21 protein-coding genes are annotated in these 20407 nt (G+C 66.8%); 14 read left to right on the forward strand and 7 right to left on the reverse strand.

Annotation, left to right across the window (positions count from 1 at the left end; all coding sequences use genetic code 11):
* Positions 1-92: 92 nt before the first annotated feature.
* Entirely contained in the window at positions 93-1766 is a 1674-nt protein-coding gene (locus tag HWX76_RS32475; protein WP_089489351.1) for an alkaline phosphatase family protein, read from the reverse strand.
* A 401-nt stretch (positions 1767-2167) separates the two neighbouring features.
* Between HWX76_RS32475 and HWX76_RS32480 the strand changes: the two genes are divergently transcribed.
* Entirely contained in the window at positions 2168-3025 is an 858-nt protein-coding gene (locus HWX76_RS32480) for an EamA family transporter (RefSeq protein WP_089489352.1), read from the forward strand.
* A 70-nt stretch (positions 3026-3095) separates the two neighbouring features.
* Here HWX76_RS32480 and HWX76_RS32485 read toward each other — a convergent pair whose 3' ends face one another.
* The 3 genes from HWX76_RS32485 to HWX76_RS32495 form a co-directional block, all read right to left on the reverse strand.
* Positions 3096-3449, reverse strand: a complete 354-nt coding sequence (locus HWX76_RS32485) for a hypothetical protein (RefSeq protein ID WP_235356118.1) — start codon at positions 3447-3449, stop codon at positions 3096-3098.
* Complete coding sequence (locus HWX76_RS32490) at positions 3436-4296, reverse strand: hypothetical protein (RefSeq protein WP_244138050.1); 861 nt, start codon at positions 4294-4296, stop codon at positions 3436-3438. Before HWX76_RS32490 ends, HWX76_RS32485 begins: the two co-directional genes overlap by 14 nt.
* A 309-nt stretch (positions 4297-4605) precedes the next feature.
* Positions 4606-5079: an Lrp/AsnC family transcriptional regulator gene (locus tag HWX76_RS32495; RefSeq protein WP_050011023.1), complete on the reverse strand. Its 474-nt coding sequence runs from the start codon at positions 5077-5079 to the stop codon at positions 4606-4608.
* Between the two features lie 322 nt (positions 5080-5401).
* On the opposite strand from HWX76_RS32495, the gene HWX76_RS32500 reads away from it, so the two are divergent.
* The 6 genes from HWX76_RS32500 to HWX76_RS32525 all read left to right on the forward strand — a co-directional run bounded on the left by HWX76_RS32500 (position 5402) and on the right by HWX76_RS32525 (position 9773).
* Positions 5402-6787 (forward strand): amino acid permease, encoded by a 1386-nt coding sequence (locus HWX76_RS32500; protein WP_050011024.1) that lies wholly within the window; start codon positions 5402-5404, stop codon positions 6785-6787.
* Positions 6788-6833: 46 nt separating this feature from the next.
* Complete coding sequence (locus HWX76_RS32505; RefSeq protein WP_124554254.1) at positions 6834-8036, forward strand: amino acid aminotransferase; 1203 nt, start codon at positions 6834-6836, stop codon at positions 8034-8036.
* A gap of 167 nt (positions 8037-8203) precedes the next feature.
* Positions 8204-8602: a DUF488 family protein gene (locus HWX76_RS32510; protein WP_050011026.1), complete on the forward strand. Its 399-nt coding sequence runs from the start codon at positions 8204-8206 to the stop codon at positions 8600-8602.
* Positions 8603-8722: 120 nt separating this feature from the next.
* Positions 8723-9013 carry a DUF1488 domain-containing protein gene (locus tag HWX76_RS32515; protein ID WP_050011027.1) on the forward strand — a complete coding sequence of 97 codons (291 nt, stop codon included), beginning with the start codon at positions 8723-8725 and terminating at the stop codon, positions 9011-9013.
* 16 nt (positions 9014-9029) lie between these two features.
* Positions 9030-9269 carry a hypothetical protein gene (locus HWX76_RS32520; RefSeq protein ID WP_006479066.1) on the forward strand — a complete coding sequence of 80 codons (240 nt, stop codon included), beginning with the start codon at positions 9030-9032 and terminating at the stop codon, positions 9267-9269.
* A 153-nt stretch (positions 9270-9422) separates the two neighbouring features.
* The gene (locus HWX76_RS32525) at positions 9423-9773 is read left to right on the forward strand and encodes a metal ABC transporter ATPase (RefSeq protein ID WP_176016890.1); all 351 of its coding nucleotides are present in this window, start codon (positions 9423-9425) and stop codon (positions 9771-9773) included.
* A gap of 28 nt (positions 9774-9801) precedes the next feature.
* Here HWX76_RS32525 and HWX76_RS32530 read toward each other — a convergent pair whose 3' ends face one another.
* The 3 genes from HWX76_RS32530 to lhpI form a co-directional block, all read right to left on the reverse strand.
* Positions 9802-10578, reverse strand: a complete 777-nt coding sequence (locus HWX76_RS32530) for a helix-turn-helix domain-containing protein (protein WP_176016891.1) — start codon at positions 10576-10578, stop codon at positions 9802-9804.
* A gap of 16 nt (positions 10579-10594) precedes the next feature.
* Entirely contained in the window at positions 10595-10999 is a 405-nt protein-coding gene (locus HWX76_RS32535) for a response regulator transcription factor (protein ID WP_050011030.1), read from the reverse strand.
* A 169-nt stretch (positions 11000-11168) separates the two neighbouring features.
* On the reverse strand, positions 11169-12104 hold the full coding sequence (gene lhpI / locus HWX76_RS32540; protein WP_050011031.1) for a bifunctional Delta(1)-pyrroline-2-carboxylate/Delta(1)-piperideine-2-carboxylate reductase: 936 nt from the start codon (positions 12102-12104) through the stop codon (positions 11169-11171).
* Positions 12105-12367: 263 nt separating this feature from the next.
* Here lhpI and HWX76_RS32545 point away from each other — a divergent pair, with 263 nt between their 5' ends.
* From HWX76_RS32545 to HWX76_RS32575, 7 genes are all read left to right on the forward strand, one after another.
* The gene (locus tag HWX76_RS32545) at positions 12368-13105 is read left to right on the forward strand and encodes a GntR family transcriptional regulator (RefSeq protein ID WP_176016892.1); all 738 of its coding nucleotides are present in this window, start codon (positions 12368-12370) and stop codon (positions 13103-13105) included.
* A gap of 115 nt (positions 13106-13220) precedes the next feature.
* A complete protein-coding gene (locus HWX76_RS32550) occupies positions 13221-14342 on the forward strand; it encodes a branched-chain amino acid ABC transporter substrate-binding protein (protein ID WP_176016893.1) in 1122 nt (373 codons plus the stop codon).
* A gap of 68 nt (positions 14343-14410) precedes the next feature.
* The gene (gene lhpH, locus HWX76_RS32555) at positions 14411-15418 is read left to right on the forward strand and encodes a trans-3-hydroxy-L-proline dehydratase (protein ID WP_089489359.1); all 1008 of its coding nucleotides are present in this window, start codon (positions 14411-14413) and stop codon (positions 15416-15418) included.
* Between the two features lie 175 nt (positions 15419-15593).
* Entirely contained in the window at positions 15594-18191 is a 2598-nt protein-coding gene (locus tag HWX76_RS32560) for a transglycosylase domain-containing protein (protein ID WP_176016894.1), read from the forward strand.
* 79 nt (positions 18192-18270) lie between these two features.
* Positions 18271-19149, forward strand: a complete 879-nt coding sequence (locus HWX76_RS32565; RefSeq protein WP_089489361.1) for a PilZ domain-containing protein — start codon at positions 18271-18273, stop codon at positions 19147-19149.
* Between the two features lie 223 nt (positions 19150-19372).
* Positions 19373-19702 (forward strand): DUF4148 domain-containing protein, encoded by a 330-nt coding sequence (locus tag HWX76_RS32570; RefSeq protein ID WP_050011037.1) that lies wholly within the window; start codon positions 19373-19375, stop codon positions 19700-19702.
* A gap of 299 nt (positions 19703-20001) precedes the next feature.
* Positions 20002-20406 (forward strand): lysozyme inhibitor LprI family protein, encoded by a 405-nt coding sequence (locus HWX76_RS32575; protein ID WP_050011038.1) that lies wholly within the window; start codon positions 20002-20004, stop codon positions 20404-20406.
* The last annotated feature ends 1 nt before the right edge of the window (position 20407 follow it).

The raw sequence follows: 20407 nt of genomic DNA on the forward strand, positions 1-20407 counted from the left end.
TCGGTCGAAAAAACGGGCGTCGCACGAAGCGACGCGTTGAAATGGAAACGGCCGGCGCGTGATGCGCCGGCCATGCGGTCAGGCCGTGACGGTCAGATCGCCGGGGCCGCGCTCAATGCGGTGCCGAGCGTCGGGTCGAGATACAGCGGCGTCGTGTTCGGCCTCGACGTGAAGTCGAACAGGTTGCGCAGGTCGCCGGCCGTCGCATCGAACGAACCGCCGCCGATACGCTGGCCGCCGAGCCAGTTGTCCTCGATGAAGCGCACGACGGACGCCTGGTCGAGCATCGTGTGATCGACGTAGTTCTGCTTCGCGTACGGCGAGATCACGACGAGCGGAATGCGCACGCCCGGGCCGCAGCGGCCGTTCACGGTCGCGCCGTTCACGCCGGTGGTGCCGCCCGTGCCGCACTTGCCGGCGCCGTTGAGCTGGTCGACCGGGTCCGACGACGCGTGCGTCGGCGGCGTGTACACGTGGTCGTACCAGCCGTCCGAGTCGTCATAGGTGACGATCACGGCCGTGTTCTGCCAGTCCGGCTGCTGCTGCAGGAAGTTGACGACCTTCGTCACGAACGCCTGCTCGTCGAGCGGATCCGAGTAGCCCGCGTGGCCGTCCTGCGCGGCCGGCGCCTTCAAGTAGCTGACCGACGGGAAGTTGCCGGCCTTCACGGCGGCGAAGAAGTCGTCCGTGTCGTACTGGTGGTTCGCCGGTTCGGCCGTCTTGCCGTCGGTCTCGACGCTCGAGCCGATCGCCGCGATCGAACTCGGGCGCGTGTGTTGCGGGTTCGCGGTCGACGCGTAGTACTGGAACCAGTTGTGGTGCGGGATGTAGTCGGCCGTCGCGGCATTCACGGCGGTCGCGACCGTGCTGCGCGCGCAGCCCGTCGTGCCGTTGCCGTTCGTCGTCGACAGGTTGAAGCCGCCCATGAAGCCGCCCCACGTGATCTTCGCGGCGTTCAGCAGGTCGCCGATGTTCTTGCCGGTCATCATCGCCTGGTCGGTCGTGCTCGAACACACGTCGAAGCCCGGGTCGACGTCGTTGATCATCGTGAGGCCGCCCTGGCCGTCATTGATGTAGTACGAGCTGGCGGCGAGCGTCGACGGCTGCTTCGACGTCTTGACGATCTGCATGCCGTTGGTCTGCCCCGCGACGACGTTCAGCGCGCCCGGCGTCGACGGGCCGTAGACCGTCGTGAACGTGTTGTCGCTCATCGCGAAGCGCTGTGCGTAGTTCCACAGCGCGGTCACCGTGTTGCCGTCGAAGTAGCCCATCACCTGGCCCTTCGTGCCGAATGCGCCGGCGCCGCCGGACGAGCCCTTGCCGGTGTATTTCGGGAATAGATCCGCAAGACCGTTGTCCTCGGCCTGCTGTTCGGCCGTGTACGCGTGGTTCTGGTCGGCGGTCGCGGCCTGCGTGCGGTCGAGACGGAACGGGTTCGCCGCGTCGGTGCCGTTGGCCGTGTTCGTGAAGTTCGGGTTCGCGGTGAGCAGCGTGCCCGTCAGGCCGTTGGACGTCGGCGTGCCGGACTTCGCGGTGAACGCCGGTTCGCCCGACGGGTTCGTCGCGTTCGGATAGGTGCCGAAGTAGTGGTCGAACGAGATGTTTTCGCCGTAGATCACGACGACGTGCTTGATCGGCGTGGCGGTCTGCAGCGCATCCTGCGACGACACGGCGGGCGTCGGCGTGGAATCGTCGCTGCCGCCACAGGCGAACAGCGCCAGCGCTGCGGCTGCGCAGGCGGTGACGAGCAAGGCTTGACGGAACATCGGGAAACTCCAGGGTAAGGTCTTCGATGGTGGAGAACGGCCCCGTCGCCGTGTCGGTTCGGCGCGAAGCTCGTGAGGGAGCACGCGCATTGGAACAGCCGCGTATGAAAATATGGGGACGGAGTGTTTTCGCGACGGTTGCGCTCCGGTATCGGTTTCATTACGGTGCGGCGCGAGGCGAAAGAGAACGGAAAGGGGCGGACCGCCCTCAATCTCGCGTCACATGTCGCGGCTGGGCGGCTGCTTGCGGCGCAAGCGATGCGGGGCGGGCGATGGAGAGCCGGCGGCCGGATCGTTGACGGCGCGCCGTGCGTCGCTTTTTTGACAATCCGGTGACGCATTCATACGATGGACGCCTGCCGCGCACCGCGCGGCCTCCGACCCGTCAGCGAGGTTTCAGCGTGCCGATCCCCGTTCTGTTTGCCGTTCTGTGCGCGGCATTCCTGCATGCGTCATGGAATGCGCTGGTGCGCAGCAGCGGCGACCGGCTGCGCTCGGCCACGGTGCTGCAGATCGCGATCGGGCTGTTCGCGCTGCTGTTCCTGCCGACTGCCGCGCCGATCGCGCCGGCGAGCTGGCTCTGCGTCGTCGCGTCGGCCGTGATCCACGTCGTCTATACGCTGCTGCTCGTCCGTGCGTACGAGCACGGCGACCTGAGCGTCGCGTACCCGGTCGCGCGCGGCACGGCGCCGCTGCTCGTCACGCTCGGCGCGGCGGCGTTCGCGGGCGAGCACCTGAACGTCGGTGCGCAAGGCGGGCTGGTGCTGATCTGCGCGGGCATCCTGGCGATCGGGCTGGATCGCGGGCGCGGCGCGAAGCACCGGATGATGCAGGTGCTGCCGACCGCATTTGCGACTGGCGTGTCGATCGCCGCGTACAGCGTGGTCGACGGGATCGGGGTGCGCGAGAGCGGCAGCACGGTCGGCTATACCGCGTGGATGTTCGTGCTGACGGGCGCGCTGATGGCCGTGTACTACCGGCTGCGGGCGGGGCCGCTGCGGTTGACGCAGGCGGTCGGCGAAACCGCGAAGGCTGCCTGCGGCGGCGTGTTCGCGGCGCTCGCGTACGGCATCGTGATCTGGGCGATGGACCGTGCGCCGATGGGGCCCGTGTCGGCGCTGCGGGAGACGAGCGTGGTGTTCGCGGCGCTGATCGCGCGCGTGTATCTCGGTGAGCGGCTGACGCCGCGCCGGGCGGCAGGGTGCACGGTGATTGCTTGCGGGGCGTTGTTGATCAGTGCGTTCGAGGCGGTGCGGTGAGCAAACGCCAAGATGGCCCCGTTCGGACGCCGTGTACGTACGCGCGCAGCCGACAAATCGTCATTGCCCCTCACAGAATCGCCTTGCTTCGGGGCGTAACGCGCGGGTCGTCGCAAAGCCTTTGACACCCGCCTCGGCAAAGGGGGGTTAGCTCGATGTCGATCTGGTACAGGGTTAGTGTTCCGTCGCTGTTCCGCACCATGGCATCGGTGAAAGTTTTTTTGTCGATGATGATGTGTTCGTTCCTGATTCCAAGTTGCTTCAGATATTCGCTCGCGATCTTGGCTCGCTCGGTCTTCAGGCGCTCGCGGTTCCGTTCCGTCGTATATGCACCGGATATGACAACGGCCTGAATTTCTGCATCCGGCCATTTTCGCGCCTCGATTACAGCATTTGCGATTTTCAGCCTGTCAGCATTGGTCACGTCGACGCTGTTGAGCGGTAACGGGATTCGCACCGATTCCCCAATCGTGCATGCATGCGCTGGAAAGATGCCGGCGCATGCCGACAGTGCAATCACCCGTGAGATACCGGAAAATACGGCTTTGATATGGACTCTCATTCCATGATTCTCTTGTCGAAGGTTGCGATGTATCCCGTAATACTGTCCGCATTTCTAATGGCGACGTCGGCATTGCTTTCTGCAAAAGCCCTAGCCCTGATCCTGTGTCGGAATATATGATGTCGCCGGAATTGAATGTGTCGACATAGTGCGTGCATTCATGGATCAGTGTTTTAACCTTTGATGCCGTCCATAGGTCTCCGTTTGAAATTGTGCAGAATTTTGAATAGATGGCGATGATCCGCTTCTCAGAGTCCGGCTTGCATACCCCTGCGATGTTGTTACCGCTGTCGGGCACTACACTGCAGGTAAGACGTCTGTTCATGGAGTCGTCCCATCGAACGATCTTCTCCGGCACGAGCGCCCGCATCGCATTAAGTAGTCTAGGCAAGCCACCGGCAAGGACTGATCTGACATCATTGTCGGAGCGGCCGAAGTAGAGTCGAGCCCGCGCTTGTTCAGCCTTGTCCCAAGCTGTGACGCCCTCAATGCGCTGTAGTATCAGAGAGATTGCTGCATCACGAGCCTTCATGATCAGCTTTCGGAATTCTCTGTTACTCATATTCGAGCATATGGGAGTCGTGTTGATTGACACATACACCATTGAGCCGGGGTTGGTATTGGTGATGGCGCCGGAATGTACCAAAACCCAATTCTCACTGTCGTCAATGTCGAAGTCGTACGGTTTTTTGTCGAAAAAATTGGTCATGCGTCAGCACCCCTTTACATGGATTCTCAAGGGTCAAGCTGAGTTCTTGAGGAATGCTCTAGGGTCGCCAGAAGGGCGATTATTGTCCATCGGACGTATTCGAAATTTTGATTGAATCCGCCCGTGGCTCGTAGCGGGCCGCGCGCATACGAACATGAGATCGTAGCGCTCGATGCAATGCGGATGAGCTGCGAGGTGTGCTACGCGAGGTGGGAATAGGCCGACGAGGGATTCGAGCCTATTCGGGGCGACCACGTGCTGCGGATGCCGGGCGCGCGAATGGCGCCGCCGAGAATCCACGTGTGAAGGTCAGCCCTCCACCGGCATCGCACTCGTGCACTTGATCTCGTCGAGGCACACGCTCGAATGCACGCCGCTCACGCCGGGAATGCGCATCAGCGTCTCGAGCAGGAATCGCGACAGCCCCTTCAGATCGTGCGCGACGACCTTCAACACGTAGTCGATGTCGCCCGTCACCGAGAAACATTCCTGGATCTGCGCGAGATCCGACACGAGTTTCTGGAATTTCGACAAATCGCGGATATGCCCGCGCTCCATCGTCACGTGCACGAACGCGGTGACGCCGAAGCCGAGCGTGTCGGGGCAGAGCCGGGTTTCGTAACGCCGGATCGCGCCGATTTCCTCCAGCCGGCGGTGACGTCGCAGCGTCTGCGCGGGCGACAGCCCCACGGCCTTCGCCAGATCGAGGTTCGACGCGCGGCCGTTCTCCTGCAGCACCGACAGCAACTGACGATCGATACGATCGAGAACCGGGTCAGGCATTTTTGTTTCCTCATTCGTCTCCCGGATGCAATCTTATCTCATAATGTAGGGTTTGCATGAGCGGGTTACGCAACCCGATTTCGCGGTCGCGACGCTAAACTGACGCCGGATTTTCGTGTGCGGCCGCAGCAGTGCGGCGTGAGCGGGCGAGTCGGCGGCCAGTCTGACCGGCGCGCTGACGCGAATCGGTTGCCGCCGCACGCGAAAATTGCAGTCCCCAACCCGGCGCCCCCACGAACGGCCGCCGGCACAGCAAAACAGCGCCCGGCACACCGAGGCGCGCCGCACCGCTTCCGGCGGAGGCGGGCAGAATGGAGAAGACATGGTTTCTGGAAACGAGAGCGACGGCCTGAAGCGCGGGCTGAAGAACCGGCACATCCAGCTGATCGCGCTCGGCGGCGCGCTCGGCACGGGGCTGTTCCTCGGCATCGCGCAGACGATCAAGATGGCCGGCCCGTCCGTGCTGCTCGGCTATGCGGTGGCCGGCATCGTCGCGTTCTTCATCATGCGCCAGCTCGGCGAGATGGTCGTCGACGAGCCCGTCGCCGGCTCGTTCAGCTACTTCGCGAACAAATACGTCGGCCACTTCACCGGCTTCCTGTCCGGCTGGAATTACTGGGTGCTGTACATCCTCGTCAGCATGGCCGAGCTGTCGGCCGTAGGGATCTACGTGCAGTACTGGTGGCCCGGCGTGCCGACCTGGGTGTCGGCGCTGGTGTTCTTCGTCGCGATCAACCTGCTGAACCTGGCCAGCGTGAAGTCGTACGGCGAGACGGAATTCTGGTTCTCGATCATCAAGGTCGCCGCGATCGTCGGGATGATCGGCTTCGGCGGTTGGCTGCTCGTGAGCGGCCATGCCGGGCCCGAAGCGAGTGTCGCGAACCTGTGGCAGCACGGCGGCTTCTTCCCGAACGGCGTGTCCGGCCTTGTGATGTCGATGGCCGCGATCATGTTCTCGTTCGGTGGGCTGGAGTTGATCGGCATCACCGCGGCCGAAGCCGACGATCCGAAGCGCAGCATTCCGCGCGCGACCAACCAGGTCATCTACCGCATCCTGATTTTCTACATCGGCGCGCTGGCCGTGCTGCTGTCGCTGTATCCGTGGCAGAAGGTCGTCACCGGCGGCAGCCCGTTCGTGCTGATCTTCCACGCGCTGAGCAGCAACCTGGTCGCGAACGTGCTGAACGTCGTCGTGCTGACGGCCGCGTTGTCGGTCTACAACAGCGGCGTGTACAGCAACAGCCGGATGCTGTTCGGCCTCGCGCAACAGGGCAACGCGCCGAAGGTGCTGTGCTCGGTCAACAAGCGCGGCATCCCGCTCGCCGCGCTCGGCGCATCGGCGCTCGCGACCGGCGTGTGCGTGCTGGTCAACTACTTCATGCCGGGCAAGGCGTTCGAGGTGCTGATGGGCCTCGTCGTGTCGGCGCTGATCATCAACTGGGCGATGATCACGGTGATCCACCTGAAGTTCCGCCAGGCCAAGCGTGCTGCCGGGGAGCAGACTTCCTTCCGCAGTCTGGGCTATCCTTTCACGAATTACCTGTGCCTGGCGTTCATGGCCGGCATTCTCGTCGTGATGTACCTGACGCCGGATCTCCGTCTGTCGGTGTACCTGATCCCGGTATGGCTCGCGGTGCTCGCGATCGGGTATCGCTTCCGTCAGAAGAATGCCGGCTTTGCGGTGCACGACGGTGCGTCCGCACGCTGACGCAGGCCACGACCGACCATTCTTCCAAACGAGACCGATTCAAGCCATGTTCGAACACATCGACGCGTACCCGGGCGACCCGATCCTGACGCTCAACGAGAACTTCCAGAAAGATCCGCGCGACCAGAAGGTCAACCTGAGCATCGGGATCTATTTCGACGCCGAAGGCCGGATTCCGGTGCTGGGCGCCGTGCGCGAAGCCGAAACCGCGCTGCAGCGCGACAGCGGCCCGAAGCCGTACCTGCCGATGGTCGGCTTGGCCGCGTACCGCGACGCCGTGCAAGCGCTGGTGTTCGGTGCGGATCACCCGGCTCGCGCGGCCGGCCGCATCGCGACGCTGCAGACGCTCGGCGGCTCGGGCGCGCTGAAGGTCGGCGCCGATTTCCTGAAGCGCTATTTCCCGGATTCGCAGGTGTGGCTCAGCGATCCGAGCTGGGAAAACCATCGCTTCATCTTCGAGCGCGCCGGCTTCACGGTGAACACGTATCCGTACTACGACGAGGCCACGGGCGGCCTGAAGTTCGACGCGATGCTCGCGGCGATCGACGCGCTGCCGGCGCGCAGCATCGTGCTGCTGCACGCGTGCTGCCATAACCCAACCGGTGTCGATCTCGACGAAGGCCAGTGGGAGAAGCTGATCGACGTGATCGAGGCGCGCGGGCTGCTGCCGTTCGTCGACATGGCGTACCAGGGCTTCGGCGCGGGCCTCGACGCGGACGCGTTCGCGGTGCGCGAACTGGCCCGCCGCGGCGTGCCGACGCTCGTCGCGAACTCGTTCTCGAAGAACTTCTCGCTGTACGGCGAACGCGTGGGCGGCCTGAGCGTCGTCTGCGAGGACGCGGCCGCGGCCGAGCGCGTGCTCGGCCAGCTGGCCGGCGCCGTGCGCTCGAACTACAGCAACCCGCAGACCTACGGCGCGAAGGTCGTCGCGGCCGTGCTCGGCACGCCGGCGCTGCGCAAGCAGTGGGAAGAGGAGCTGTCGGCGATGTGCCGCCGCATCGCGCGGATGCGCCAGTCGATCCACGACGGCCTGCGCGACCACGTGAGCGGCGAAGCGCTCACGCGCTACGTGAAGCAGCGCGGGATGTTCACGTACACGGGCCTGACCGAAACGCAGGTCGACGCGCTGCGCGAGGTGCACGGCGTATACATCCTGCGCTCGGGCCGGATGTGCGTGGCGGGCCTGAACGACTCGAACGTCGGCATCGTCGCGGACGCGATCGGCAAGGTACTGAAGAGCGGCGTCTGAACGCGGCGCGCCCCGGCGCGCAACGCTGAAGAACCGGCTGTTTCCCGTCGCGGGAACAGCCGGTTTTTTGTTGGGCGGCCGTCATGTGCGAGGCGCGGATGACGCACGGGCAGGCGCGGCGGTACGATCACGGGATCGTACGCAATGCAGGGGAGCAGAGGAGCGACATGGGCATCCGGATCATCCAGCTCGGCACGCCGCGCGCGGCCGGCGAGGGCCTGCGGATCGGCACGGTGCGGCGGCCGCCGCGCGGCGTACCGAAGGCGGAATTCGCGTCGCGCAACTACTATGATGTATGGTTGCCGACGTTGTCGCCGAGCCCCGAGCTCGTCGCGCAAGCGCAGGCCGCCGAAACCGACGCCGAATGGAACGCGTTCAAGCGCCACTTCCGCGCGGAGATGGCGCATGGCGATCCGGCCAAGGTGCTGGACCTGCTGGCCGCGCTGTCGGCGACGACTGCGTTCTCGATCGGCTGCTACTGCGATGACGAAAACCATTGTCACCGCAGCGTGCTGCGCGAGCTGCTCGCGCAGCGCGGCGCGGCGATCGAGCCCGACGCCGGCTGAAGCAGAGGAAGCGGCGGCGCGCGGCTACACCGCGATCGTGCGGTGCAGCCAGCCCGTTGACGTGGGTCAAGCGCGCGGCCGCGCGCGCCACTATGCTCTCGTCATGGAGCCATCACGACGATGACAGACCGACAGATGCACATCGTTTTCCCGTCCGAACCGCCGGAATACTGCGCGCGCGATCTGGTCGTCGCGTTTTCGGCGCTGGTCGACGGGCGTTGCGTCCAGTGCGCGGTCACGGCCGAGGCGCTGGAAGACCATTTCGGCGCGCAGTCGCTGCTCGAACGCGATCTGCTGGGCGCATTCGACGCGCACCGGTCGGCCATCGAGGCGATGGCACGACGAATGCTCGAGGAAATCGGCGGCCGGCCGGTGCTGCTGCACAGCGGGCACTTCCGGCTCGAAGGCTGATACCGCAGGAGGGCGCATGACACTGCAGGGCAACATTCACGAACGCGACTGGTCGGTCGAAGTGGAGACGCGCCCGTGCGAATCGGGCGAATTCCGCTGCCGCGTGTCGGTCGAGCACGGCGCCGGCGCCGCGCGGTTTCATCATACGTTCGAGCACAGCCACGCGTATCCGACGGAGCGCGAGGCGATGATCGAAGGGTTGCGGGCCGGCATGACGTGGATCGAGATGAAGGCGTCGCAGACCTTCAACGTCTGAACGGTCCCGCGCCTGTCGGGCGCAGGCAGACAATCGGCCGGCCGCGATCGAACAATGCGCGCCGCGCCACGGGAAACACGGGCCGCCCCATCGTGAGGCGGCCGGCACTTGCAAGGCGGTCGACGAGCGGGCGGCCCCGTCAGGAGAGACGACATGGGCGTGGGCATGCAGATCGCCTGCCTCGGATTCACCGGTTCGGCTGCGGTCGAGGCCGAAGCCGGCGCGCAACTGGTGCGACTTGAACGGTTTCGCGCGTGGATCGAAGGCTGCGATCTCGCGATCGAATCGCGCACGGCGGCCGATGGTGCGCGCCGGTACGACGTGCGGCTGGAGCTGGTGATGCGCGACGCGACGCTCCGGTCGCTGCCGCCGTGCGTCGGGGCCGACGTGGACGACGCATTGCGTCTCGCGTTCGCGCAGGCCGAACGGGCGCTGCTCGCGTGGCAGGCAGGCGCCGCAACGGTTGCGCTGCGCGACGCGGCGACCGGCGACGCGATGCGGTGACGCGGCGCCGGTCATCCGGCGCCGCGTGTCAGACTCGCGCGAGCGCTTGCGCGTCGATGATGCGCACGCGCTTGCCGCGCGTTTCGACGAGCGCGTCGCGATGAAACCGCGAGAACATCCGGCTGACCGTTTCGAGCTTCATCCCGAGATAGCAGCCGATTTCCTCGCGCGTCATCCGCAGGTTGAATTCGGTCGCCGAATAGCCGCGCGCCTCGAACCGCGACGACAGGTTCAGCAGGAAATGCGCGACGCGCTGCTCGGCCGACATCGTGCCGAGCAACAGCATCTGGCTCGATTCGCGGACGATCTCGCTGCTCAGCATCTGGTAGAGGAAGTGCTGCATCGGCTTGATCTCGCGGCACGCAGCTTCGAGCGCGCCGAACGGGATGATGCACACCACGCTGTCCTCCAGCGCGATCGCGTCGCAACAGTGCTGGCCGCTGCCGATGCCGTCCATCCCGAGCGTTTCGCCGGCGATCTGGAAGCCCGTCACGTGCTCGCGGCCGTCGCGATGCATCATCACCGTCTTGAACGAACCCGCACGCACCGCGTAGATGCTCTGGAACGGATCGTCGGTGCGGAACAGCGCGTCGCCCTGGCGAACCTGTCGCGTCGTGCAGATGATCGCGTCGAGGCGGCCGTATTCGGCGGGCGTCAGGTGCGGCGGCAGGCACATCGAGCGCATCGCGCAGGCCGAGCAGCGTGCGGCGGGATGCTTGGCGGCGTCGGCGCGTGCGGCCGGGCGCGGCGCAATCGTGGGCCGGGGTACGACGGATACGTCGGCGAAGGCGGTGGCGGTGGACATGAGGCGCTCCGGCTCGTCAGGGGCGGCGCACGCGAGCGTGCACCAGGGATTCGATGACACGGCATGCGGTGTCGAATTCGACGGTCTTGTCGAAGAAGTAGTCGGCTCCCGCCGTCGCGCATGCCTCTCTGAATGCCGGCGCCGAGTGGTTCGTCAGCACGATCGTGACGATGCGCGGCGCGGCCTTCGACAGCATCCCGATCAGGTCGAGACCGCTGCCGTCCGCGAGCCGCACGTCGACGATCACCACGTCCGCGCGACTGCTGCGGATATGCGTCCACGCGTCCTGGCCGTCTTCCGCTTCGCCCACGACGGCGACGCCGCGAATCGCGCCGACGAGCAGCGCGATCCGCTGGCGGACGGCAACCGCGTGATCGACGAGAAACACCCTGAGTGCGGCGGGTGACAGGCTGGCATTCATGCCGGCAGTATCGTGTTGCGCCGCCGAAATTGAAATCGGCCGAATTGGAACTTCGTGTAGGCCGCTTCGACGCGGTGTAGGGCGTTTCCTACACCGCGTACGGGAAATCGCCGGTGTGAATCCGACGATGCGATGCCGCGCGAGCGGCGCGCACGGTGGCGCGGCCGGGTCAGCCGGCGCGGCGCGCGGCCAGTGCGTCGCGCGCGGTGCGGCACGCGGCCAGGTCCCATGCGGCGCAGCCGACGCTCTTGAACAGCAGCGGGCCGCCGCGGGCGAAGGTGCCGTTCAGCACGTCGGCGAGCGACGCGACGTGCTGCCAGTCGACCTGCGCGACGATCAGGTCGCCCGCTTCGTGGCGCGCGCCGGCCGGATCGTCGACCACGAGCCGGCTGCCCCGCACCGTGTTCGCGTCGATCTCCGCGGCATCCGCGGTGAACGCGCCGACGCCGACCACGAGCCGGCCTTCGCGCGCGGCGTCGCGATAGACGGGCGTGCGGCTCGTCGTCAGCGTGACGACCACGTCGATCGCATCGGGAATCGCGTCGCCGTCGAGCGGCGCGAGCTGCGGCGCATGCGCGCGGTGGGCGGCGCAGAAGGCGGCCGCGCCGTCCGCGCTCGTGCCGCGCACGTGAAGGCGCGCGTCCGGAAAGATCGCGGCGAGCGCTTCCGCGTGATTGGCCGCCTGCTTGCCGGTGCCGATCAGCAGGATGTCGCGCGGCGCGTCGCCATGCAGCGCCTGGATGCCGAGCGCGGTGATCGCCGCCGTGCGGCGGCCGGTGACGGTCGGGCCGTCGAGCGCGAAGCGCATTTCGCCGGTCGTCGCATCGTACGCGGTGACCTGGCCGAGAATCGTCGGCAGCCCGCGTGCGCCGTTGCCGGGGCACACGTTCACGAGCTTGTGGCTCGCCAGATCGTGTGCGCTCGACGGCATCGACAGCATCACGCCGCCGCGTTGCAGCGGCACGACCAGGCGTTCGGGGCTGACGATGTCGCCTGCCGCGTACTCGACGACCGCTTGCCTGAGCGTGGCGAGCAGCGCCGGATAGTCGAGCAGCGCGGCCGTGTCGGCCGCATCGAAAACGGGAATCGGGGAGAAGGCGGTCATCGTGTACGTCTTGGCGGTCAGTGAGCGTGGACGGCGGACGCATGCCGCGCCCGCCGCAGGTCTGCCGGTACCGTGACACAGGGCAGTGTGGATCGAATCTATACCACTTTCTGGCGCGTCGGCAACCCAGAAAATAAAGCGTGCCGGTGATTTTGGTTCTAATATCTGGCCAGAAGGCTCGCCGCTGCCGCGCTGCCCGCGCCGCTCCGGTATAGTGCGAACCCATTCCAGATCCACGCCCGCGAACGGGCAGGAGCCACACGATGATGTCCGCGCGTCCCGACTCACTCGAAGGCGGTTTCAGGCCGCTGCAGATCTACGAGCAGGTAGCCGAAAAGATCCGCGACGAGATCCGCGCGGGGCGCTACGCGGCCGAATCGCGGCTGCCGTCCGAGCGCGAGCTCGCGGCGCTGTTCCAGGTCGGCCGGCCGGCCGTGCGCGAGGCGCTCGGCGCGCTGCAGAACGAAGGGCTCGTGTTCACGAAGCGCAATTCGGGCACCTACGTCGTCGCGGCCCCGCTCGACGTGCTCGCACAGCGCGGCGACGCGCACGCGGCGTCCGAGGCCGACTTCAGTCCGACGTCGACGCTCGACGTGCGGCTGATCCTCGAGCCCGCGATCGCGCGCCTCGCGGCCGCTCATGGCCGCGCCGACCCCGGCGCCGAGCGCTATCTCGCGCAAATGGAGACCATCACCGACGTCGACGATCCGCACCAGCGCGCGTTGTGGAACGAGAGTGACCGGCTGTTCCACCGGCAGCTCGCGCTGATGACCGGCGACGCGCTGATCGTGAAGATCGCGGACGAAGTCGCGAAGACGATGGACCAGCCGCTCTGGAAGCGGCTGAAGGACGATGGCATCTACGACGCGGGCCGGATCCAGCTGTACGTGTCCGAGCACCGGTTGATCTACGAGGCGATCGTGTCCGGGGATGCCGATGCGGCCGCGTTCTATGTCGAACAGCACATTCGCCGCGTGCGGCGCGACATTGCGCCGAAGTAACGGGAACGGTTTGGTCTTTAATGTGACCAAAATCCCGATGATTATTTTGAAATTGCTTGCGATGTGACCACGTGTGTCCTACATTGGTTTCACCAAAAACCAATCAGGAGACATCATGAGACACCTCGTGACCGCGCTCTCGGTGGCCGTGGCCGCCGGCGCGCTGACTTCCGCGCATGCGCAGGAAGTCGTGATGATCGGCCATTCGGCGCCGCTCACGGGCCCGCAGGCCGCCAACGGCAAGGACAACGAAAACGGCGCGCGGCTCGCGGTCGACGAGCTCAACAAGGCCGGCGTGAAGGTCGGCGGGAAGACCGTGACGTTCAAACTGGTTTCCGAAGACGACCAGGCCGACCCGAAGGCCGGCGTGCAGGTCGCGCAGAACCTCGTCGACAAGGGCGTCGTCGCCGTGCTCGGCCCGTACAACTCGGGCGTCGCGATTCCGGCGTCGCGCGTGTATTCGACGGCCGGCGTGCCGATCCTGCCGGTCGCGTCGAACCCGGCGCTGACGAAGCAGGGCTTCAAGAACATCTTCCGGATCGGCGCGAGCGACGAGCAGCTCGGCGGCACGATGGCCACGTTCGCCGCGAAGACGCTGAACGCGAAAACCGCCGCCGTGATCGACGATCGCACCGCGTACGGGCAGGGCGTCGTCGAGCAGTTCATGAACGTCGCGAAGGCGAACGGGATCAAGATCGTCGACCAGGAATACACGAATTCGTCGGCCACCGACTTCCTCGGCATTCTCACCAAGATCAAGGCCGCCAACCCCGACGTGATCTTCCTCGGCGGCTATGCGGCGCAGGGTGCGCCGATGGCCAAGCAGATGAAGCAGCGCGGCCTGCGCGCGAAGCTGCTCGGCGGCGACGGCATCTGTTCGGCCGACATGGGCAAGGTCGCGGGCGAGGCCGCGTCGATCGTCTATTGCGCGCAGGGCGGCGTCGCGCTCGAGAAGACGCCGGCCGGGCGCGAATTCCTGAAGAAGTACCACGACGCCTATCGCACCGATACGCAGGTCTACGGCGTCAACTACTACGACGGCATGAAGCTGCTCGCCGATGCGATGGTCAAGGCCGGCACGACCACCGACAAGGCGAAGCTGATCGCGCAGCTCGCGAAGACGAACTACGCGGGCGTCGCGGGCACCTATTCGTTCGACGCGAACGGCGACCTGAAAGGCGCGCCGACCACCGTCTACGTGATCCGCAACGGCCTGCCGGAACCGTACGCGAAGTAATTGCCGCACGGCCCGTCACCGGACGGCGGCCCGGCCGCCGTCCTTCGTTTCAACGCATCCGATCCCCCATGAAAATTTCCCGATCCCTGTCCACCGTCGAAGTGCACACCGGCGGCGAGGCGTTCCGCATCGTCACGAGCGGGCTGCCGCGCCTGCCCGGCGACACGATCGTCCAGCGCCGCGCGTGGCTCAAGGAACACGCCGACGAAATCCGCCGCGCGCTGATGTTCGAACCGCGCGGCCACGCCGACATGTACGGCGGCTATCTGACCGAGCCCGTGTCGCCGAACGCCGATTTCGGCGTGATCTTCGTGCACAACGAAGGCTACAGCGACCATTGCGGACATGGCGTGATCGCGCTGTCGACCGCGGCCGTCGAACTCGGCTGGGTGCAGCGCACGGTGCCCGAGACGCGAGTCGGCATCGACGCGCCGTGCGGCTTCATCGAGGCGTTCGTCCGGTGGGACGGCGAGCATGCGGGGCCCGTGCGCTTCGTCAACGTGCCGTCGTTCATCTGGGAGCGCGACGTGTCGGTCGACACGCCGTCGTTCGGCACCGTGACCGGCGACATCGCGTATGGCGGCGCGTTCTATTTCTATGTCGACGGCGCGCCGTTCGACCTGCCGGTGCGCGAATCGGCAGTCGAGAAACTGATTCGCTTCGGCGCCGAGGTGAAGGCGGCCGCGAACGCGAAATATCCGGTCGCGCATCCGGAGATCCCGGAAATCAACCATATCTACGGCACGATCATCGCGAACGCGCCGCGCCACGCGGGCTCGACGCAGGCGAACTGCTGCGTGTTCGCGGATCGCGAGGTCGACCGCTCGCCGACCGGCTCCGGCACCGGCGGGCGCGTCGCGCAGCTCTACCAGCGCGGGCTGCTTGCGGCAGGCGACACGCTCGTCAACGAATCGATCGTCGGCACGGTCTTCAAGGGCCGCGTGCTGCGCGAAACGACGGTCGGCGACATCCCGGCCGTGATCCCGGAAGTGGAAGGCAGCGCGCATATCTGCGGGTTCGCGAACTGGATCGTCGACGAGCGCGATCCGCTCACGTACGGATTTCTCGTGCGCTGAGCCGCGGCGCGGGGCACGCCGCCGTCGCGCGGCGTTCCGGTTGTGGTACCAGGTTTGGCGCGTCGCTCCGATTGCCGGACACGCGCCTTTTTTTGCGTGAGCGCCGGCGTAACACCGCACCGCGTGTGCCAGCCCAAGGCCGCCGCGGGTCGGACGGCCGCGCGAGTTTGGTACGATGCAGCCTTTTCAGCCGAGCCCCACCCGCGTGAATCGCCGAAACGTGCCGTCAGTGCGTGCCTTCTGTGCCAGATGGGTCGCGCGCGCCCAACCCGTCGCGGCCGCCGCCGTCGCGCGGGTCAAGCCTCTCGCCGCCACCGCGTGGCGCCATGTCCGCCACCCGACGCGCCGTGGCGCGCTGCTCGCCGCCGCCGCCGTGCCGGCACTGTTCGCCGCGTACGTGGTCGCGCTGATCCCGTTCACGCCGGGCATCGGCGACATCCGCAAGGCGCGCGTCGACCAGCCCGCGCAGGTGCTGTCCGCCGACGGCAAGCTGCTGGCCGAATTCAAGCCGTCGAACCGCGAATGGGTGTCGCTCAAGCAGATCTCGCCGCACATGGTCGACGCGCTGATCGCGACCGAGGATCATCGCTTCTACGAACACCACGGCCTCGACTGGAAGCGCACGGCGTCGGCCGCGCTCCATACGTTCTCGGGCAGCCGCCAGGGCGGCTCGACGATCACGCAGCAGCTCGCGCGCAACCTGTACCCGGACGAGATCGGCCGCGCGCCGACGCTCACGCGCAAGGTGAAGGAGGCGATCACCGCGCTGAAGATCGAGGCCGTCTACAGCAAGGACCAGATCCTCGAGACCTACCTGAACACGGTGCCGTTCCTGTACAACGCGTACGGCGTCGAGATGGCCGCGCGCACCTATTTCGACAAGTCGGCCGACGAACTCGACGTGCTCGACAGCGCGACACTCGTCGGGATGCTGAAGGGCAACAGCTACTACAACCCGGTGCTGAACCCCGAGCGCGCGCTGCAACGGCGCAACACGGTGCTCGGCCAGATGGTGAAGTACGGCAAGCTGTCGCCGGCGCAGTTCGCGCAGCTGCAGCGCCGGCCGCTGCGCATCGACTTCGAGCGCCAGAAGGAGCCGCCCGGGCCGGCGCCGCATTTCGCGCAGCAGTTGCGCAAGTGGCTGATCGCGTGGGCCGACCGCAACGACTACAACATCTACTCGGACGGGCTGATCGTGCGCACGACGATCGACTCGCGGCTCCAGCAGATGGCGACGCAGGCGCTCACGCTGCAGGGCAATCAGTTGCAGGGCATCGCGAACAACGCGTGGAGCGGCCGCGACGGCTGCGGCACCGACAACGAGGTGTTCCGCACCTTCATGCGCGAATCGCCCGAGTACAAGGCCGCGCAGGACGCCGGCAAGGACGACGCGGCGGCGATGAAGCTGCTCGCGGCCGACCGCGGCTTCCTGCATGCGCTGTGCAAGGCGAAGACCGACGTGCAGGCCGGCTTCCTCGCGATCGATCCGCGCGACGGGCAGATCCGCGCGTGGGTCGGCAGCCGCGACTTCACGCGCGAGCCGTTCGACCACGTCGCGCAGGCGCGGCGCCAGCCGGGCTCGACGTTCAAGCCGTTCGTCTATGGCGCCGCGTTCGCGAGCGGGATGAAGCCGGAGGACACGTTCATCGACCAGCCGGTCGAGATTCCGCTGAAGGGCGGCGAGATCTGGCGACCGAACGATGACGCGCCGCCTACGGGCAAGCCGATGACGCTGCGCGACGCCGTCGCGCTGTCGCGCAACCGGATCACCGCGCAAGTGATGGAGAAGGTCGGGCCGGGCGCCGTCGCGCGGCTCGCGCGCGACATGGGCGTGCGCGAAAGCCCGCTCGAACGCGTGCCGTCGCTCGCGCTTGGCACGAGCCCGGTCACGCTGAAGGAAATGGTCGCGTCGTACGCGACGATCGCGAACGGCGGGCTGTACGTCGAGCCGCAGATGGTCACGCGCATCGAGAACCGCCAGGGCGAGGTGCTCGCCGAATACGCACCGGCGCCGCCCGAGCGTGCGCTCGATGCCGAAACCGACAAGACGCTGCTCGACGTGATGCGCGACGTCGTGACGCGCGGCACGGGCGGCAGCATCCGCACCCGCTTCGGGATCCGCGGCGACGTGGCCGGCAAGACCGGCACGACGCAGGACAACGCGGACGGCTGGTTCATCCTGATGCAGCCGGGCCTCGTCGCCGGCGCGTGGGTCGGGTTCGACGACGGCCGCGTGACGCTGCGCAGCGATTACTGGGGGCAGGGCGCGCACAGCGCGCTGCCGATCGTCGGCGATTTCTTCCAGCGCGCGCAGCGCGCCCGGATCGTCGATACGAAGGCGAAATTCGATACCGAGCCGTCGCCGGGCTGGTTCGGATCGCTGCGCGAGCGCGTGACCGACCTGTTCGACACGTGGTTCCCTCCCGAGGCGAAGAAGGCGCCCACGCCGGTCAGGACACAGCGTATCGAGCGTCCGGCCGAGACCGACGAAGAGGCGGCGTCGGCGGCTTCGGCTGCATCGGCGCCGGATGCCGCGTCCGGCGGCATCGTCGAGGAATGGGTGCCGGCGTCCGAAGTGGCCGCGTCGGCTGCGGCGCTGTCGGCGAGCGCATCGCAGCCTGCGCAGCCGCCGGCAGGCGCCAGTATCACGAGCGGAAGCAGCACCGGCGTCGGCGCCGCCCCGTCGGCCGTGCCGGCTCCGCCACCGCCAGTGCCGGTGCCGGTGCCGGTGCCGGTCCCGGCGTCGCCCGATGCCACGGGTGCGTCGCAGTAACGAAGCCGTTCAGATTCCGCGCGATGCTGCCGTAATCAAGTTGTCACGATAGCTCGCGCGGTCGCTCCGCGCTTCTCCGATGCGGCTTTCCACCGACTACGTCGCGCTCACGCGCGACGATCTTTCCGCCGGCGTCCCGCTCGGCTTCGACCTCTACGACGCCGACGGTGCCGCGCTGCTGCCGGCCGGCACGACGCTGCAGGATGCCGCGCAGCATGCGTTCCTGTTCGACCATTTCCACCCCGTACGCCGACGCGAGGGCAGCGGCATCGAGCCGAGCGTGCCCGGGGCGGCGGGCGCGCCCGCCACGCGCATGGGCTTGTCGGCGGGCGCCGCGATCGGCATTCGCCGCCGGGTCGGCACGACGCGTGCGCTGCAACGCTGCCGGCTGATCGGTGTCGGTGCGTCGGGCGCGCTGTTCGTCGAACCGCTACCCGCCGCCGTGCTCGAGTTCGCACGCGGCGACGACGTTGAAGCGGTGGCGATCGGCGCTGCCGCGGTGTTCCGTTTCGGCGCGACGGTCGAATCGGTGCAGGCGTCAGGCGCCGCGCCGTTCATGATCCTGTCGCCGCCCGGCTTCGTCGACCGGCTGCGCGCGCGCGCGGAGCCGCGCGTGCCGGTGCGCATCGCCGCCCGCTGCAGCGGCGCGGCGCAGGGGGCGGAAGGCATCGGAATGGTGCACGACATCAGCCTGAGCGGCTTGTCGATCGCCGTCGACCGGCCGCTCGCGGCCACCGGCGAGCCGTTGCGCGTGCTGCTTCCGTACGAAACCGGCGGCCGCGTCGAGCAACTGGCGCTCGACGGCACGGTGCGGGCCGTGCATGCCGACCCGGCGGCCCCAGCGCTGACGTTGCATCATGCGGCGTTCGGCGACATCGATGCCGACGATCGCGTGCGCCTCAAGGCGTTGCTGTTCGACAGGCAGATGGCGTCGGTGGATACCGATCGCCCGCGCTGACGCGCTGCCGAGCGTGCCGGATGCCGAAGAGTGGCATTCGGTGTGCGAGCGTCGATAATCGTCTGATGAATCACGTTATTCCCGCGCGATTGTACGGTTTCGGTCAACAGTGAATTTGCGATTTAAGTATTTACCCTGATAGCGGCGACTCCTAGACTTCTACTCATGCGCAACGACCCCGAGTCCGAAGCGCCTGACAAAACAATCCTGGAGGTAACGCATCATGAAATCGCTGATCAAGGCAGTTGCACTGGCCGCCCTCGTGGCTGCACCGGTCGTCTCGTTCGCCCAATCGAACCAACAGCCGCTGACGCGCGCGCAAGTGCGCGCCGAGCTGGTCCAGCTCGAAAAGGCCGGGTACAACCCGAACGACTGGATCAACTATCCGGAAAACATCCAGGCCGCCCAGGCCAAGATCGCCGCCGCGCAGAACACGGGCGCGCAAGCCGACGCAACCGGTTACGGTTCGAACCCGATCGCGACGTCGCAGTCGGGCCAGCGCGCGGTCGTGCCGGCCGTCAGCGACCGCTCGTCGGTGTATTTCGGCCACTAAGTCGGCCGTTGTGTCGCGGCCCTTGGGGACCGTGGCTGAAGGTTTGTCGAGAAAGCCCGCACTCGGTTCAGTTCCGAGTGCGGGCTTTCTCAATGATGCGCAGCGATCGGATGCTTTCGCCGTCAGGAAAACACGACAACCGGCGAAATCGCGTCTCGGGCGTCACCCCGGCACCCGCTGACAATCCGCCGCGCGTGCGCTAGCATCGCGGTCGATGTCGCCGCGGTGGCGCGGCCCATGCACACGGGGCGCAACAAGGCGCCGGGTTCCACACTTCAACGAACAACAAAGGAGCATCCATGCGTGTCTTGACCGGTCTGCTGGGCTCGCTGGCGCTGGTGGCGAGCGTCGCCCATGCGCAGGCGAATTGTGCGGACGCGACGGATCAGGCGACGATGACGGCGTGTGCCGATCGCGCGTACAAGAAATCCGACGGGGAACTGAACCGGATCTACCAGGCCGTCACCGCGCGCCTGCGCGGCGCGCGGCCGCTCGCCGACAAGCTCGTGGACGCGCAGCGCGCGTGGATCGCGTACCGCGACGCCGAATGCCATTTCTCGAGTGCAAATGCCGAGGGCGGCAGTGCATACCCGATGGTCGTATCGACCTGCCTCGACGATCTGACCAAAGTGCGCACCGAAACGCTGAAAGGCTATCTGTCCTGCGAGGAAGGCGACCTCGCGTGCCCGGTGCCCGCGAAGTAAC

Source organism: Burkholderia sp. BCC0398, assembly GCF_902833245.1.
GTDB classification, from domain to species: domain Bacteria; phylum Pseudomonadota; class Gammaproteobacteria; order Burkholderiales; family Burkholderiaceae; genus Burkholderia; species Burkholderia sola.